Raw genomic sequence first — 15,979 nt, 5'->3', positions numbered from 1 at the left:
ATGTTAAGGAAATAAAATCAATAATTTTTGCGATTTTTTTGAGAATAAATTTATCTCAAGAAGAAGTAGCCTTATAAAAGGCTACTTAGTATAGAAACTATTTTCTTGCAATTTTTGGTTCATCAAAAATAGTGACAGCTGGAATTTCACCTGTGTATTTTTCGATCTCAGCCAAGGCAGTATTAGCAATATTACCTTGGGCAAGGCTAGATGTTCCTTTGTCAATCGTTAATTGATTGACATCACCATGCTTACACATCGTTCCAATTTTACCAGGCTCCATTGGGTCATACCATCCGCCTTCACACATTCGAAGGACACCTTCTGATACAGCTTGAGTTACAATAGCACCTGCAAGGGTTGTGCCTCTTTCATTAAAGACTTTAACAACGTCACCACTTTTGATACCTCTTTTTTTAGCATCCTCAGGGTTAATCCAAATAGGTTCTCTTCCACTCACTTCGTAAAGATCTCTCAACCATGTATTGCTTAGTTGAGAATGTAATCGATACTTTGGATGAGGAGAAAGTAAGTGTAATGATGTTTTTTTAGCTTTATGACTTCCTAACCATTCAATTGGCTCAAACCACATAGGATGACCTTTACAATCATCATATTTAAAACTATCAACCATTTTTGAAAATATCTCTATTTTTCCAGAAGGCGTTCCTAATGGATTTAACATAGGATTTTCCCTAAAATCAGCATGTCTAACAAACTCTTTTGCCGATTGAGGCGTTTTAAATTTTGTATAGCCTTGCTTCCAAAATTCTTCAAATTTTGGAATAGTAATATTTTTTTCAACTCCTTGGGAAAGCGCTTCATTATAAAATTGCTCTAACCACTGCATGGGTGTTTTATCTTCTGTAAATTCTTTTTCATAACCCCATCGTTTACAGATTTCACGACAAATTTCAAAGTCATTTTTTGATTCGCCTACTGGCTCAATACCTTGTTGAAGTGCTAGGAAATGCGTTGATGAATAATCTCCAATTCTCTCAATATCGTTACGCTCTATTTCAGTCGTTGCTGGTAGAATGATGTCTGCCATACGTGCTGTTGATGTCCAAAAAGGCTCATGAACAATGACCGTTTCTAATCTTTTCCATGCTTTAAGCATAGCGTTTCGATCTTGATGATGATGGAAGGGATTTCCACCCGCCCAATAAACCATTTTAATATTAGGATAAACAATCTCTTTGCCATTAAATGCAATTTTTTTACCAGGATTAGCAATCATATCAAACGCTTTCGCTGCAGGGATATTAAAGGGTTTATACTTGGTCCAAGGTCCTTCTTTATCACTAACAATATTAGTAGAAATACCCGTAAGCCCAGGAGCATCCGCTGTTGGTGTTCCACCACCTGCATAATGGTAACTAAAGCCAAAACCTCCACCAGGAAGTCCTATTTGTCCTAACATTGCACAAAGTGTCACCATCATCCAATGGAATTGTTCACCATGATCGGCTCTTTGCGTTGCCCAACCGGCCATCAATAAAGAACGCTCTTTCATAAGTTTTTCAGCAAATTTTTTGATTGTATTGGCTGAAACACCACAAATTCGCTCTGCCCATTCAGGGGTTTTTGGCGTATTGTCTTTTTCGCCAATAAGGTACTGCTCAAATTGTTTAAATCCAACCGTGTATTTTTTGATAAATTCATGATCGTATAATTTATTACTATAAAGATGATACGCCATTCCCAACATCATAGCAACATCTGTATTGGGTCTAACACGAATATGTTCGCCCTCAAAATAACGCTGGGTATCATTTGCAACTGGATCAACAGACATGACATTAATTTTATTGGCATCACTGAGTTTTTTTAATTCACTCATATAACTGTAGGATTCATGCGCTGGTATTTCCCATGCAATTTGGTTCGTTGTCATAGGATCAGCACCCCAAAAAACAACATTTTTAGCATGTTTAAGAACCATATCCCATGATGTTTGTTGCTCATATACTTCATTGGTTCCCAAAACATGAGGCATGATGACTTGTGCTGCACCCGTAGAATAATCACCCGCTCTCCCCACATATCCACCTGCAATTTTCATCATACGGTTCATAAGACGTTGTGGATTATTGAGTTTTCCAACACAAAACCAACCATAACTTCCAGCATAAATACTTTTATAACCATAGGTACTTTGAACACGCATCACTTCTTTAGCCACAAGATCTAACGCTACATCCCAAGAAACACGTACAAATTTTTCACTGCCTCTTTTAGAAGTATCACTTTGATGCCCTTTTTTGAGGAAACCTTCTCGCACATAAGGATACTTCACGCGCGTTGGAGCATACGTACGTGAAGGGAGTGCTTGTAACATAGGTGTAGGGGAAGCATCATCCACGAAATCACTCACGCCTGTAAACTGACCACCTTTTATATAGGCTTTAAAAGCACCAAAGTGTGTTGCACTAAATTTTTGTGACTCATTTAAAATAGGTCCACTAGCGATATCAATAGCATTTAAACTCTTGACACTGCCAACAACAGCTGCACTACCCATAAGACTTGTTTTAAGAAAATCTCTTCTAGAATTATTTTTCATTTTCATCTCCTTACTTTGCATCTTTTGCATGAGCTTGCATATATTTCGTTAATTGCCATTGTTGCTCTGGTAAAAGTCCCGCTCGATCTTTCATTGCTTTGATAATATTAGGCCATTGATTGACGGTAAATTCATCGGATGGGTGCGCTTGGTGGCAAGAACCACATCTCTCACCAAATAATTTGGCACCTTCTTTCCAAACATCTTCTTGATTAGAGGTTACGTCTGAATTTTTGACCCATCCTTTAATTTGGCTGGGTATCCACTCGGCATCATAGTCATCGGTTTTACTTTGACCTTTTTCAATACCTTTAAAAGCATTAGGTTTTAAAAGTGCATACACAACTCTTTGCCCAATATTCTGAAAGATAACACTCTCTTCCCCATACGCACTCCAACCACTTACCATAACGAAACTCTTATCGCTCTTTTCATCAAGTTTGGTAAGCTTTGTTCCTGGCGTTATACTCCCTAGTGCTTCTCCAGAATCACTTGTCAACTCAAGTGTTGTTTTGGGGAAAACATCTGCCGCATTCATGGAAGAAACGATCAGTAAAGCACTAAAACAAAGTAGTGCCTTCAACCCTACATCTTTTTTCATACGCTATCTCCTTGTAATTGAATTTCAAGAAAAGTGTAAAAAAAAAGTGTAAAGAAAGTATAAATATTAGAGAAATGATCTGAAAGGAATTGAGTGATTAGAAAAAGAAGAATTATTTTTCTAAAGGAATGTTTGCTTTAGGGAGAAGCTTATATCCATATCCTTGTATATTTTCAATAAGTTCGTAATACGTTTTAGAACGGAGTTTATTGATATGCATTCGAATAGTTTCAGGTGTAGCACTTTTATCGTACCAAACATTCCCCTCAATATTTTCAAAACTAACAGTTTTACCCACATGATCAATCAAAATAGATAATAATCGTGACTCATTTTTTGTAAGATGAATCTCTTTGTCCTCAAAAAAAAGCTCTTTAAGTTTGATGTTATAGGAGAAGCCTCGCGCTAAATCAAGCCATTGATTGGTTGATACAATTTTTCCAACACACATGAGTAATGTATTGTAAAGTTGTTCTAACTCAAACGGCTTATGTAAAAAAGCACATGCACAAATGTCGATAGAAGCATATATATTATCAGAAGTATCATACGCCGTTAAAATAATAATGGAGATTTCTGAATTGACTTTGCGAATTTCTCGTGCCATAGCAAGCCCACTCATCTTAGGCAAATTAATGTCCGTAATAATGACATTAAAATTATCACTATGAAAACACGATAATCCCTCTTCCCCATCTTTTGCACATTTTACATCTTGGCAATAAAGGCTTAACGCATCAAAAACAATACCTCGCAAAAGGTCGTCATCTTCAACTAACAAAATGCGCAAATCGTTAAACCGCTTTAAGACACTCTTATCCATTAATTTCCTTTAGAAAAGTCAATTCAAATACAGTAGGATTGGCATAAGAAATGATGTTAATCGTACCATTTAACTTATTTTCAATCAACAATTTACACAAATAAAGACCATGTCCTGTACCTTTATGACCTTTCGTTGTTTGCATTTCTTTAAAAAGTTTTTCTTCAAATCCTTTTTGAATACCAACGCCATCATCTTCCACTCGAACGACATAACGCTCAGATGTTTCATCTAAAGTAATGATGATATGCCCCTCAGCTGATGTGCTGTTTTTTTCTAAAATGGCATCTTTTGCATTGGAAATGAGATTAACTAAAATTTGTTTCACATAATTAGAGTATGAAAACATTGGATAATCTTTTTTGTAATCATAAATAAATGAAAGATCAATATTATGAATACGCGCTATGGGTTTCATGATACTGACGACTTCTTCAACAACGGTGGCGCTGTCAAAATACTCTTTTTCTTGCCCTGTTTTATAAAATGATTTAAATGCTTGTAGCGTTAGTTCCATGAACTTTACAATTTCAACGGCTTTATCAAAACTTTCAATCAATCTATCTTCACTGATAATTTTATCTTTGACTTGAACTCTTAACATTCCCATCAAAACCAAAAGTGCCGCTAATGGTTGCCGCCACTGATGCGTAATAGCCCCTACCATTTCGCCCATAGCAGCCATTTTACTGTGCTGAATCATAATCTGTTCATGCTCTTTTGCATGCGTTTCTAAGCGGTATTCATTGGTAATATCATTAATCGTTAAAATGCAACCTTCTATTTTTGAACCTTTTTCAATAATAGGCATTATTTGAACTAAAAGGCATTCCGTCGTATCATCATTAGGTATTTTAATAATTTTTGCAGTAAACGTACAATCCATGACCTCGTATACAGCTTCAATAAGCGTTTGAAGTAATTCTATATTTCCAGCTATCTCTTTTAAATGGGTAATTGCGTCACCCAGTTCTACGGGCTCATTGATTACTAATAATTTTCTCAGTGGGTCATTGATTAAAAGAACATTTTTGTGTTTATCAATAATTGCCATTGCATGACTACTGCTATGCGCAAAAGAATCTAAAAGCCGTTTATGCTCAAATATTTTTCGCGATAAAAAGAGAAATAAGAGCAGTCCTAAAATACCAAATACACTAAAGCTGACCGCCATAATGACATTTTGGAAGAGTTGCTCATTGAGTTCCCCAAAGATACTTTCCTCATTCAATACAGTCGCAAAAATCCAATCACTATTTTCCAAAGGCTCATAAAAGACTAAATATTTTTTTCCATTGTATATATATGTTGTCGTTCCAACCATCTCATTATTCGAAAGGATAGCAGAGATTGCAGGTTCACAGCCATTGCACTTTTGTTCGCTAAATCCATCAGGACTCACAAGAATTTTGCCATTTTTACTGACTAGGAATGCAAATCCATTAAATGGTAGATTTATGGAAAGTATCTCTTTTTGAATAGAATCTAAAATTAAATCGCTTGAGAGAACAGCTATTAACTCTCCATTATTGTGATTATAGATAGGAGCAACAATGGAAACTACTTCTTTTAAAAGATCAGAGTCAATATAAGGTAGTGTAATAGCAATACTTTGACGCTCTTTTCCTACCTTATACCATGGTCTCTCGGTAGGAAAATAATTTAATGGCGCTATCCAATTAATACCTGTAATAAAAGAATTATTGGCATAACCAATATAAACACTTCGAAATTCCCCTGTTGTAATGGCACTTTGTAAAATTTGTCTAATGTCGTGGTAGTTTTTTTCAGGGTCTAACTTTTCTAGAAAGGTCGAGGCAGAAGAGACAATACGTTTTTTAACGGAAAGCCATTCATCAATTTGACGCTTATACCCTTTGACAATATTCAATTGATTTGTCTTAACGAGTTCTTGCATCATCGTTTTGTTAGCATCATAGTTGATAAAAACAAGAACAATATAGGCAAAGGTTAAAAAGAAAAAAACAAGAATAAAGAGGATAGTCGATAGATATTTTCGCTTAAAATAATTCATGATTCAACTTGATTTTAAAGTGTAAAAACACCTTATACGATCATACAATTTCAATTGTTTCACTCCTATGCTTTTTATCAAAACAAGTCAAATAACCTTGTATATGACTACTCCATACACATTTTTAATAACACAAATAATTAACGATAAATAAAATCACACTCATTGACTTACCTGATTAATATCGACATTCCAAATACATATTTCTAATTCTTTTATAGCGTATTAGAATGTATCGAAGCATCAATGATCCATTTTACATTTTATAGTACAGTGAAAATACTAAATGAAAAGTATAAAAAAAGTATAAAGATTTTTATTTTGGTACAACCTCTATGAAAATACAATTTATTTTAAATGGTGCTTTATTTTGATCGTAAAGAGTGCACCATGCTCTGTGTTACTAACGGTCACGATGCCATTCATATTGTTTTCAATAATCATCTTGGTCATATACAGTCCAATTCCCGTACCTTGCTTAGCGTGTTTGGTCGTAAAGTAAGGCTCAAAAATACGCTCCAAATACTCTTCAGAAATGCCACCGCCATTGTCTTCGATCTTAATGAGGGTGTATTGTTCCCCATTTTTGACATTCATGCGAATGAAAGGGTTTTCTATCTGCCTGTCGGTTAAAACATCTTTGGCATTGGAGAGTATGTTTAACAATGCTTGAGCAAACTCATTGGGATAGCCAAGTACTTTGATCTTTTCAATGGCATTAAATGAAAACTCAATGGAGTGATAACGAAGCGAAGCTTGTATGATGGAGCTCGCCCGTTCACACGCATGATTGATTTCAAAAATCTCTTTATCTTTAGAGGGTTTAAAAAAGTTTTGAAAGTCGCTGATCGTGTTGGACATGTACGCCGTGATACGGTTACACTCTTCAATCTTCTCGGTTAAAAAGGCTTCATTAAAGTCATCAAAGTGTTGCCTGACTTGAATGATCATCAAAAGTGCATTGATCTCACCAAGAGGCTGCCTCCATTGATGGGCGATATTGCCGATCATATTGCCCATTGCGGCGAGTTTACTTTGCTGAATTAAGAGCTGTTCTTGACGAGTGCGCTCATCGATCTCTTGTTGAATGCGAAGCTCCAAATTATCCAGCATCTCATTCATCACGGCTTTGAGTAAGTTGAGCTGATCGGAATTGCCTGAAGCCACGAGTCTGCGGTTGAGATTACCTAATTTTAAATCTTCCACGACATTCGTAGCATCTTCAATGAGTTGGCTGTCTTGTTCCAAATTGGCTTGAATGATCTCAATATTTTGATTGATCTGGCGTGCCATGTCACCCAACTCATCTTTGTTCATCAGAGGAATATGAATACGTGTGGCTTCTTCGGTGGAAGGAGATTTGAGGTAGTCAAAAAATTCTCTTAGTCCATGCCTTACATGTAAAATAGAATCGACAATATTTTTGGCAATAAAAAAGCCCACTAAAAAAGTCAAAAGCACGATAATAATCAACCAAGTGGCAATAAAATAACGCGAATTGATCGCCTCTTTATTGGCTTTGGCATAGGTCTCAGAAGAGTGTGTCAGCTCATTTTGCTGTAATACTTCGAGTGAATCCATCAGCGCATAAAACTGATCACGTTCAACCGTATTGGCATTGATAAATGCACCCTCTTCAAAATCATCTTTGAGGTAGGCTTGGTTGGCTAAGATGAGTGTGACATAGTTTTTCCACTGATAATAGAGCGTTGCTGGCAGTTTACTAAAGGGCTCTTCCATTTGCGTGTGCATCTCATTTATTTTTTTGAGAATATCCTTACGTAAGTCTTCATTTGGCGCCATAATCAATGAAAGGGATTGTTCCCTGAGTTTAAACAGTGGCAAAATGTAGGTCTGCTGAATCGTTTGAACCCGCTTCGAGCCTTCAAAAACATTGTTGACATTCACTACCCCTTTGTTAGTAATGTCAAACGCTAAAAAAGAGAGCGTAACAATCGCACAAATGCCCAAAGAGGCCATCAGAAAAAATTTATAACGCATGGAAAGATACTTAATCATAATCAAACCTTAAAGGTAACATGGGTGCTTCACGCTCTTTAGGATAAGCAGCATTACCCCTAATCGACCAGTGATACTTGGTCAATTTTGCCTTCCATAGAGGCATCAATAAAACCGATGAAGGCTCATAACGTACTTCTTTATTGACCGCTAACACAATGTTTGGAGATGGAACAAAAAGCATATACGCTTTTTCATATGCCCGTTTGACAATCTTTGCGACGACCTCATCAAAAGCCTCACTTTGAAATTCAACATCAAAAAAATGTTCAATATATTCTTGCATAATATCGTCTTTATCAATCGCCGACCATTTATCGGAGATGCGGTACGCAAAGAACGCTGTCCAAGGATTGTTACTGCTCCAATCGTCATTACCCCATGTTAAAATATCCCATGTTTTAGGTGACTGACGGTTCGTGAGAAGTTGCTCATAGATCTCTTTTTCATTGGGTGTTGTGGTGTAATGAAGCGTAACACCGTATTTTTTGAGCTGATACTCAATGCCTCGCCATAAAAACATAAAACGATCCATCGTAATGACATCCAGCTCCAACCCATTTAAAATCGCTTTAAGTTCCTTCTCCTCATCTGGATTATGAAGTGTATGTTCACCCCATGTTTGAAGGTTTGCCGTTGCCAGTTTTACAGAACGATAATTCACGGAAGCTTCTGTAGGTGCGAGTTCACCCTCTTTTTTATAGACAAAATTAAGCAAATTGGCTTGATTGACCGCTTTATTAAGCGCTATACGTATTTTTTGATTTCTCAATTTACTGTTGGGCTTAAGCAGGTTAAAATAGATCGAAATACTGTGCGTTGAAGGTTTCGTATAGAGTCTTGCATACTTAGAAAGAACGGTCTCTACTTTTTTATTGAAAGGAATCGGTGTTATATCCAAACGCTCTTCTTCCAACGCCATACTGACCGATTGGGCAGATGTCAGTTCTGTATAAATGGTTACATTCTCAATGTAAGGCAAACCCGCTTCATAATAGTTTGGATTGGCTTGAAGCTCTAAAATAGGCGTTTGAAACCGCCCTGTTGCGTAGCCTTGCTTTAAGATATACGGACCCAATCCATAAGGACCTGGAGCTTGCATGCTGTTACACGTAGAGCCCTCTTTCGTACTCCATCCATAACGTTTGAGGTAGGCGGATGTGTACAAATTGATAGAAGTCAGATCGCTAAAGAGCAACCCATAGGGTTTATACAGGTGAATACGAATGGTATGATCATCCACTTTACTCACACTTTTAAGTCGCTTATGAATATCCGAATAAACCACAGGATCTTTCATAAAATAGGTGAAATTTTCAACCACTGAATCCGCGTTAAACGGCGTTCCATCTTGAAATAGAACCCCTTTACGCAAGGAAAATTCATAAGTAAGATCGTCTATCTTGGTATACGATGTTGCCATCATATACTCCCATCCTTCATGGTTACCACTGGAGCGAACCAGCGTACCATTGACCAGTTTTGAGACATATAAATAAGGCATGGTCGGTAAAAAGACTTTGATGTGAGAGCCTTTGACACGTTCATTGATGAGTACCAAAGTGGTATCATCACTGCGGTAATAAAAAGGATTTTTCCACTCTTGTGCCCTACCAAAGGTCACACACACAAGCACTAAAAGTAAGAGTCTAGCACATCTCAAATCGGTACCCAACCCCTGATAAATTGGTAATAAAATCTTTCGGTAACTTCTTGCGTAAATTACGCACCAGTGAGCGAAGCGCACTATCGGTCATCACATCGTCTTGCCACACATGGGCTTGTAACTCATCGTAGGAGACAATGCGTTGTTTATTATGCAACAGTAATTCTAAAAATCCCGCCTCTTTTTTATTGAGATGAATGATCTCTCCCTCATACGTCAGTAACTTATGATCAACATCGTACAAGTAGCCACAAGGAAGTTCATAGACAATCGTATGCGTTTGAGTAATACGTTTGAGGCAGCGTGAAAGTGCCTCTAAAAGGCCATTGAGTGTCACCGGTTTGATGATGTACTGCTCTAAATGAAGATCCACGACTTTGAGCAGATACTCCCTATCCGTATGTGCTGAAATAATGACAAGGGGAGTCACTTCATCGGTTTTACGAATTTCTCTTACAAGATCAACGCCATTCATCACAGGCATTAAAATATCGGTAATCACAATATCAGGTTTTTCACTTTTGTAGAGCTCTAAGGCAATTTTGCCATTTTCTGCTTCGATCACCTCTTTAGTATAATAGCGAAGCGATGCGGCAATGTTTTTTCGTATACCCTCTTCATCTTCAGCATAAAGAATTGTGAGCGTCTTCAATCGTTCTAAAAAGGGTTTATCCACGTTTGAGACTCCTTGAACATAGTGTTATTTAGATTTCTTTGCGGTAAAGCTAATCTTCGTATTTGCAAGACTTGCAACCAACATACCGCCTCAACTTCCTTTATACATGAGGTTCACGCGAACCGATAATTCATAAAATCCCTCTTTTAAAGGCTTGATATTTGTTTTTGGATACCACCCTTGCACTTCAGGTTCACTCTTGGGTGATTGAATCGTATCGACAAAGACACTCACCATGTAGCCCGAAGGAAGACTTGGCTTTTCAAGTTGTATTATAACGAAGTTTTCTTCGCCAACCACGTAGTTTTTGGGCTCGATCAAAACAGCCTTTTGATGGGACAATTCACTAAAAAGCGGATCACCAAAACTACAGGTGCTTGGGGCAATTTGCCCCCAAGCGAGTGAAAGAAAAACACCACAAAGACTCATAATCCATCGCAGCGTTGTTTTCATGAGACTATCCTTTTGCTTGCCTGTAAACCTCTTTGGGCATATGAGGAAGAATAAACCGCGTACTCGGATGCGTTTCCGCATTGATCGCATAGTCGATTCCCACAGGAGAGGCATTAGCGTACTCTTTGTATTTGGGGTCATGCAAGTCAATAATCGCAATCGCCCCCACAGGGCAGGCTTGAACACACGCTGTTGTTTTGCCATCGGCTTGTCTCTCCCAACACATACTGCACTTCTCGGCTTGTCCCATTTTGGTATTGAATTTTGAAGCACCAAATGGACACGCTTTGACACAACCGCCACAGCCAATACAAATCGTTTGGTCGTGTTTACAAATGCCCGTTTCAGGGTCTTTCGTATGTGCTCCCACAGGGCAAATCGCCACACAGGCTGGGTTTTCGCAGTGGTTACATGCCAATGAAAAATAGAAACGCTCCATCGGCATTTTTACTTTGGGTGCTTTTTGGTACGACGTTAAGGTTGGCAAGATATTGTTGTTATCCATCAAATAATCTTCTGCCCCAATCTCTCTTACTTTGCGCCATAAAATTCCATCGTCTTGATGATACTGATTTTTACAGGCCATTGCACACGTATTACATCCTAGACAGATACTGCCATCGACTAAAAAAGCTTTTTGCATCACAATCTCCTGTTATAGTTTTCTAAAATTGACAAAGGTATCATGAAGAGCAACACCTGGCGCTCCCGTTTTAAATGCACCCATGTCTGAACTGGTGTCATCGACAAGTTCATTGACGTTGTAAATATTGTTGTTATACCATTGCTCGTACATCAAAACCGTACCTGCTTGAACATTATCGGTAAGTTTGGCTTTCACACGTAAGAGTCCTTGTTTGTTAAAAACGGCTACCGTGTCGCCCTCTTTAACCATTTTGGCTTCAGCATCATCAGGGTTGATGTACACGTACGGTTCTGGATGCATATCTTCCATCCACTCTAAGTTTTGGAACTGTGAGTGCAAGCTCCATCTACTGTGAGGTGACGTCATACGGAATTTGTCGTACGGTTTACGCACTTCAAGGTAGGTTGGCAATGCACTTCCAAAAAGCTCCAACGCTTTGTCAGAGTAAAACTCAAACTTGCCGCTAGGTGTTTTAAATTTGCCATCAGCATACGGAATGACCGCTTTAGCTTTTACGGGACCATTTTTAAGCTCTTCCCATGATTTGATGCCAAATTGCTCGTAAATGCCAGGGTTAAACTCTTTGATCGTCATCGCTTTGGTATCCACACTTTGTGGAAAAGTACATGAACCCGCCTCAAGCTTATTCATATGTTTGGAAAGCAGTGCTGCGATTTCAACGTCCGATTTGACTTCAAAAAGAGGTTTGATCGCTTGTTCATTAAGACTCAACCAGTAATGCCAGTAAGAGACATTGACGTCGTATTCTTCAAACTGTGTCGCAACAGGAAGGACAATGTCTGCCCATTTTGCGGTTTCATTAAAGAACTGATCGGCAACGACAACGAGATCAAGTTGTTGAAAGGCACGAATGAGTTGATTACGGTCAAAATCTTGAGAAAAGACATTTTTGCACGCTACCCACAGGAGTCTTACTTTTGGCTCTTTTGCATTGAGAAGTTCACGTGCCGTTTTGTTGATGTTTAAGAAACGATCGGTATACGCCGCTTTTTCACCACCCACTTGAGCAAATTCACCTTTAGCCCCTTCTGGACCTGTGTACCCTACACTACCTTCTGGCTTAGTTTGGCTGAGTGCCGCATAATTAAAGCCCCATGTGCTAAGGTGTCCATAACGAGCACCACCTGCGTATTTGCCGATGTTGCCAGAAACCGCTACTAAGGCGTCAATCGCTCGTATCATTGAACCACCATTGGTGTGACGTTGCATACCATAGCCCATCCAAATGGTCGCAGGTTTTGCTTTTACAAATGATAAAGCCAACTCTTTAATCATTGCAAGAGGGATACCTGTCGTTTTGGAAACATTCTCTAAATTGATCTCTTTATCCAAGTACGCTTTGTACTCTTTGTACCCTTTTGAGTTTGCATCGAGCCATTTTTGATCGTGTAAATTGGCATCAATGATAATTTTTGCCATTCCAAGCGCTAAAAGGCCGTCTGTTCCTGTTTTAATCTGAATGTACTGACTTGCTTTTGAAGCGGCTTCGGTAAATACAGGGTCAATCACTACAACTTTTGCCCCTTTGCTCTTGGCTTCATAGATGTATTTCATCGAGTGAACCGAGTTGCTCGCAGGATTAACACCCCAGAGAATAATAAATTTACTGTCTTTCATCTCTTCAGGATCGTTACACCACATGTCGCCCATATCAAGGTTTTGCGCATCAATTCCCGCTGGCCAGCATGGCGTTCCTGCAAGGCGTGTCGTATATCCAATAGAGTTAAACATTCCCTCAACACCATAATGCGTGATACCAAAGTTGCCAGAGTATTTGGTGAGTGCTGCCCCCAACAAAGTTCCATCTTCTTTTTTCATCTCTAAGAGTTTTTTAGCAATCGTTTCCATCGCATAATCCCAAGAGACACGTTTCCAGTTGCCTGAACCTTTGCCGCCCACTTGCATCATCGGAAATTTAAGACGGCGTGCTGAGTAAACTCTCTTGACGTACGAATTACCTTTCACACAACAACCACCTCGGGTGTATGTAGATTCCTGAGCGCCTTCGATAAACTGCATAACCCCATCTTTGACGTAGGTTTTAATACTACAGGTGTCGTAACAGTTTCTTGGACACGCATTGCGAAACGTTTGGTAATTTTTTTGCCCAATGTAGGGGATTTTAGTATTAAGGTCTTCATTGGCTTGGAGAATGCCTCCTGGAAGTGACGATAATACACCACTGGCTGCTAAGCCTTTTAGAAAACTTCTTCGGCTAATGCCGTTGTTGAGAATGCTCTCAACTTTTTCTTTGGAATAACTCATTCAAGAACTCCTTGTTGTCGTGGTTTCTCTTATCAGTAACGATTTGAGCTGTTGTAAAATAAAGGTAATGGCAGGTGCATCTTTCTCACTCTGCGCTAAGCCACGCTCCAAAAAGCGCGGTATCCAAAGGGCTAAGTGTTCGTGTAAAAAATAGTGACGAAGGTCACTCAAATAAGTTATCTCTTTAGCCTCTTCTAGAAAAAGTAGTTGGTAATACGCGTCAAGTTCAACGCCTAAATGATCCTCTGGTACAACGTTTTTAAGCGAATAGGAAAATCCCATTGTTTCATACAACTCTCTTACATGTAAGGTACTTTTGGACATAAAAACATCAGGATTGTCAAGGTAAACAGAAGCAAATGGATCGGCAACGGTTTCCATTGGACCTACAAAGTAGCGATTAAACTGCACTTCCAAATCCTCTTCTGAAATAGTGAAGGAAGGATTCAGCGCATCAAACGCAACTTTGAGCTCTTTAGAATTTTGGGCATTAAAGATATCACGAAGGTGTTTGATGTCATCGAGTCTGGAAGTCGTTTGCGGTTGAAAAGTTTGCATCTTAAACTCTTTTTTTAATTTATTTTTTTAACCAACTAGGGAAATGGTAAAGCAAAAAAAGAGCAAAAAAATCGCAAGAAAGATTTTACATGTAAGAATTTGACATTTTTAAAGTAAAGGAGGTAACTGAGTCAAAAAGGAACACAATCGTTTTACATGTAAAGCGTAACCCCTTCTCTTTCTTGATGCTTTACATGTAAAACCTTTCTTTAATTTTTTTCCAATGCAAACTCTTTATAATGGTGTATAAAAATAAATAAAAGGAATATCTTTGATAACTAAAATAGATATGAACTCTCCCGAATTTTTAGCAGAATTTGAGAAAACAGAGGCATTTACCGACAAAGTCTGCGAACAATTTGGCTTTGCGTACACGCCTCTTGATGAAGTCAAAGAGTCCATTCAACAAGGCTTAACACGCAATAAACTCATCTATGGCAAACGTTACTGTCCCTGTTTTATGGTGATAGGTAGCACACCCGAAGAGCAAGCTAATGCGGGTAACCGCTTGTGTCCTTGCACGCCTGCACTCACCGTTGAAATTCCCCAAACGGGCAAATGCCACTGCACGATCTTCTGCACACCTGAACATGCGCGAGAACTCGCAAAAGAAGAAAATATGGAAGAGATAGCGCATACGCATACCAGAGGACTCAGCAAAGAAGAGTGTGACGCGTTAATGAAGAAAAAGCAGATTGATGGCAATGAACTTGAAGCGTTGCTCGAAGCACGAAAGCATGGTGTTGTGAATTTTAATCTTGTAGACACTCGTGAATGGATGGAATGGATTAGCAATCGCATCACAGGAACGGACTTCCTCATCCCAACTACCAGTTTTCATGACGCGCTCTCCCAACTCAGTGGCAAAGAGAACATACCTGTCATCTTATATTGTTACAGTGGAAGTCGAAGCGCATACTGCCAGCGCATTTTGTTGCATATGGGGTATAAAACCGTGCTCAACCTTGAACACGGTATTATATCCTATGATGGGGAATGTGAAAGCGGAGAGTAACACTCTATCAAGGAAGAAGTTACTTCGTAGCTTCTTCTGGATTTGATACTTCTTTTGTAGCTTCTAAAAGCTCATCGCGGCTCAGTTCAAGTTTGGTTCCTTGATCATTATAATCATAGCCTTTGACGATGTTGCCCTCTTTAAACTCAATCGTGCGGATCAACTTACCTGCTGGATTGAAAAGCTTCGTAATGCCATCAGGTTGGTTCTTTTTGAAAGGAGTTTCCCCTTGAAGTTTACCTGTGGGATAGTAAAACTTGCCTACACCTTCGGCTTGGTCATTAACAAAAGTAACTTCGGTTCGAAGCACTCCTGATTCATAATACTCTTTTTTGAGTCCTTCAATCTTATCGTTTTTAAACGGCGTTTCACTTTGGAGCTTTCCTGATTCATAATACATCTTACCAAGACCATCACGTAAGCCCTCTTTGAACGGTGTCTCACTTTTAATTTTTCCCGATTCATAGAAAAATTGACCGATGCCATTGGCAAGTTTTTGTGTTTTAACCTCTATTAAAGTGCCATCTTCCCTGACATCTAAATCCTCGACTGCATAATGTGTCTCCGCACCCAAAAGAACCATTGCTGAAAACATTAAAGTAACCCATAATTTCATGAATAACTCCCTAAAAAAA

At 38.7% G+C, this 15,979-nt stretch carries 13 protein-coding genes; 1 reads left to right on the top strand and 12 read right to left on the bottom strand.

What is annotated here, in order from left to right; translation table 11 throughout:
- Nucleotides 1-97 precede the first annotated feature (97 nt).
- The 11 genes from torA to SJPD1_RS04405 all read right to left on the bottom strand — a co-directional run bounded on the left by torA (nt 98) and on the right by SJPD1_RS04405 (nt 14,329).
- Nucleotides 98-2,566, bottom strand: a complete 2,469-nt coding sequence (torA, locus tag SJPD1_RS04455) for a trimethylamine-N-oxide reductase TorA (protein ID WP_096046149.1) — start codon at nt 2,564-2,566, stop codon at nt 98-100.
- A gap of 10 nt (nt 2,567-2,576) precedes the next feature.
- A complete protein-coding gene (locus SJPD1_RS04450; RefSeq protein ID WP_096046148.1) occupies nt 2,577-3,167 on the bottom strand; it encodes a hypothetical protein in 591 nt (196 codons plus the stop codon).
- Nucleotides 3,168-3,279: 112 nt separating this feature from the next.
- Nucleotides 3,280-3,990, bottom strand: a complete 711-nt coding sequence (locus SJPD1_RS04445) for a response regulator transcription factor (RefSeq protein WP_096046147.1) — start codon at nt 3,988-3,990, stop codon at nt 3,280-3,282.
- Nucleotides 3,983-6,025, bottom strand: a complete 2,043-nt coding sequence (locus tag SJPD1_RS04440) for a cache domain-containing protein (protein ID WP_096046146.1) — start codon at nt 6,023-6,025, stop codon at nt 3,983-3,985. Before SJPD1_RS04440 ends, SJPD1_RS04445 begins: the two co-directional genes overlap by 8 nt.
- Before the next feature lie 348 nt (nt 6,026-6,373).
- The gene (locus SJPD1_RS04435) at nt 6,374-8,044 is read right to left on the bottom strand and encodes a sensor histidine kinase (RefSeq protein ID WP_168171316.1); all 1,671 of its coding nucleotides are present in this window, start codon (nt 8,042-8,044) and stop codon (nt 6,374-6,376) included.
- The gene (locus SJPD1_RS04430) at nt 8,037-9,707 is read right to left on the bottom strand and encodes an ABC transporter substrate-binding protein (protein WP_096046145.1); all 1,671 of its coding nucleotides are present in this window, start codon (nt 9,705-9,707) and stop codon (nt 8,037-8,039) included. Before SJPD1_RS04430 ends, SJPD1_RS04435 begins: the two co-directional genes overlap by 8 nt.
- Entirely contained in the window at nt 9,694-10,386 is a 693-nt protein-coding gene (locus SJPD1_RS04425; RefSeq protein ID WP_096046144.1) for a response regulator transcription factor, read from the bottom strand. Before SJPD1_RS04425 ends, SJPD1_RS04430 begins: the two co-directional genes overlap by 14 nt.
- Nucleotides 10,387-10,476: 90 nt before the next feature.
- A complete protein-coding gene (locus tag SJPD1_RS04420) occupies nt 10,477-10,839 on the bottom strand; it encodes a hypothetical protein (RefSeq protein ID WP_096046143.1) in 363 nt (120 codons plus the stop codon).
- A gap of 4 nt (nt 10,840-10,843) precedes the next feature.
- Nucleotides 10,844-11,482 carry a 4Fe-4S dicluster domain-containing protein gene (locus SJPD1_RS04415; protein WP_096046142.1) on the bottom strand — a complete coding sequence of 213 codons (639 nt, stop codon included), beginning with the start codon at nt 11,480-11,482 and terminating at the stop codon, nt 10,844-10,846.
- 12 nt (nt 11,483-11,494) lie between these two features.
- The gene (locus SJPD1_RS04410) at nt 11,495-13,771 is read right to left on the bottom strand and encodes a molybdopterin-dependent oxidoreductase (RefSeq protein WP_210394412.1); all 2,277 of its coding nucleotides are present in this window, start codon (nt 13,769-13,771) and stop codon (nt 11,495-11,497) included.
- Nucleotides 13,772-14,329 (bottom strand): TorD/DmsD family molecular chaperone, encoded by a 558-nt coding sequence (locus SJPD1_RS04405; protein ID WP_096046141.1) that lies wholly within the window; start codon nt 14,327-14,329, stop codon nt 13,772-13,774.
- A gap of 271 nt (nt 14,330-14,600) precedes the next feature.
- Here SJPD1_RS04405 and SJPD1_RS04400 point away from each other — a divergent pair, with 271 nt between their 5' ends.
- Complete coding sequence (locus tag SJPD1_RS04400) at nt 14,601-15,344, top strand: ferredoxin-thioredoxin reductase catalytic domain-containing protein (protein ID WP_096046140.1); 744 nt, start codon at nt 14,601-14,603, stop codon at nt 15,342-15,344.
- A 19-nt stretch (nt 15,345-15,363) separates the two neighbouring features.
- Here SJPD1_RS04400 and SJPD1_RS04395 read toward each other — a convergent pair whose 3' ends face one another.
- A complete protein-coding gene (locus SJPD1_RS04395; RefSeq protein ID WP_096046139.1) occupies nt 15,364-15,960 on the bottom strand; it encodes a toxin-antitoxin system YwqK family antitoxin in 597 nt (198 codons plus the stop codon).
- Between the last annotated feature and the right edge of the window lie 19 nt (nt 15,961-15,979).

This window comes from Sulfurospirillum diekertiae, assembly GCF_002309535.1.
GTDB classification, from domain to species: domain Bacteria; phylum Campylobacterota; class Campylobacteria; order Campylobacterales; family Sulfurospirillaceae; genus Sulfurospirillum; species Sulfurospirillum diekertiae.
The sequence above is the reverse complement of the archived record's forward strand: the minus strand, read 5'-3'. Positions and strand labels throughout refer to the sequence as shown.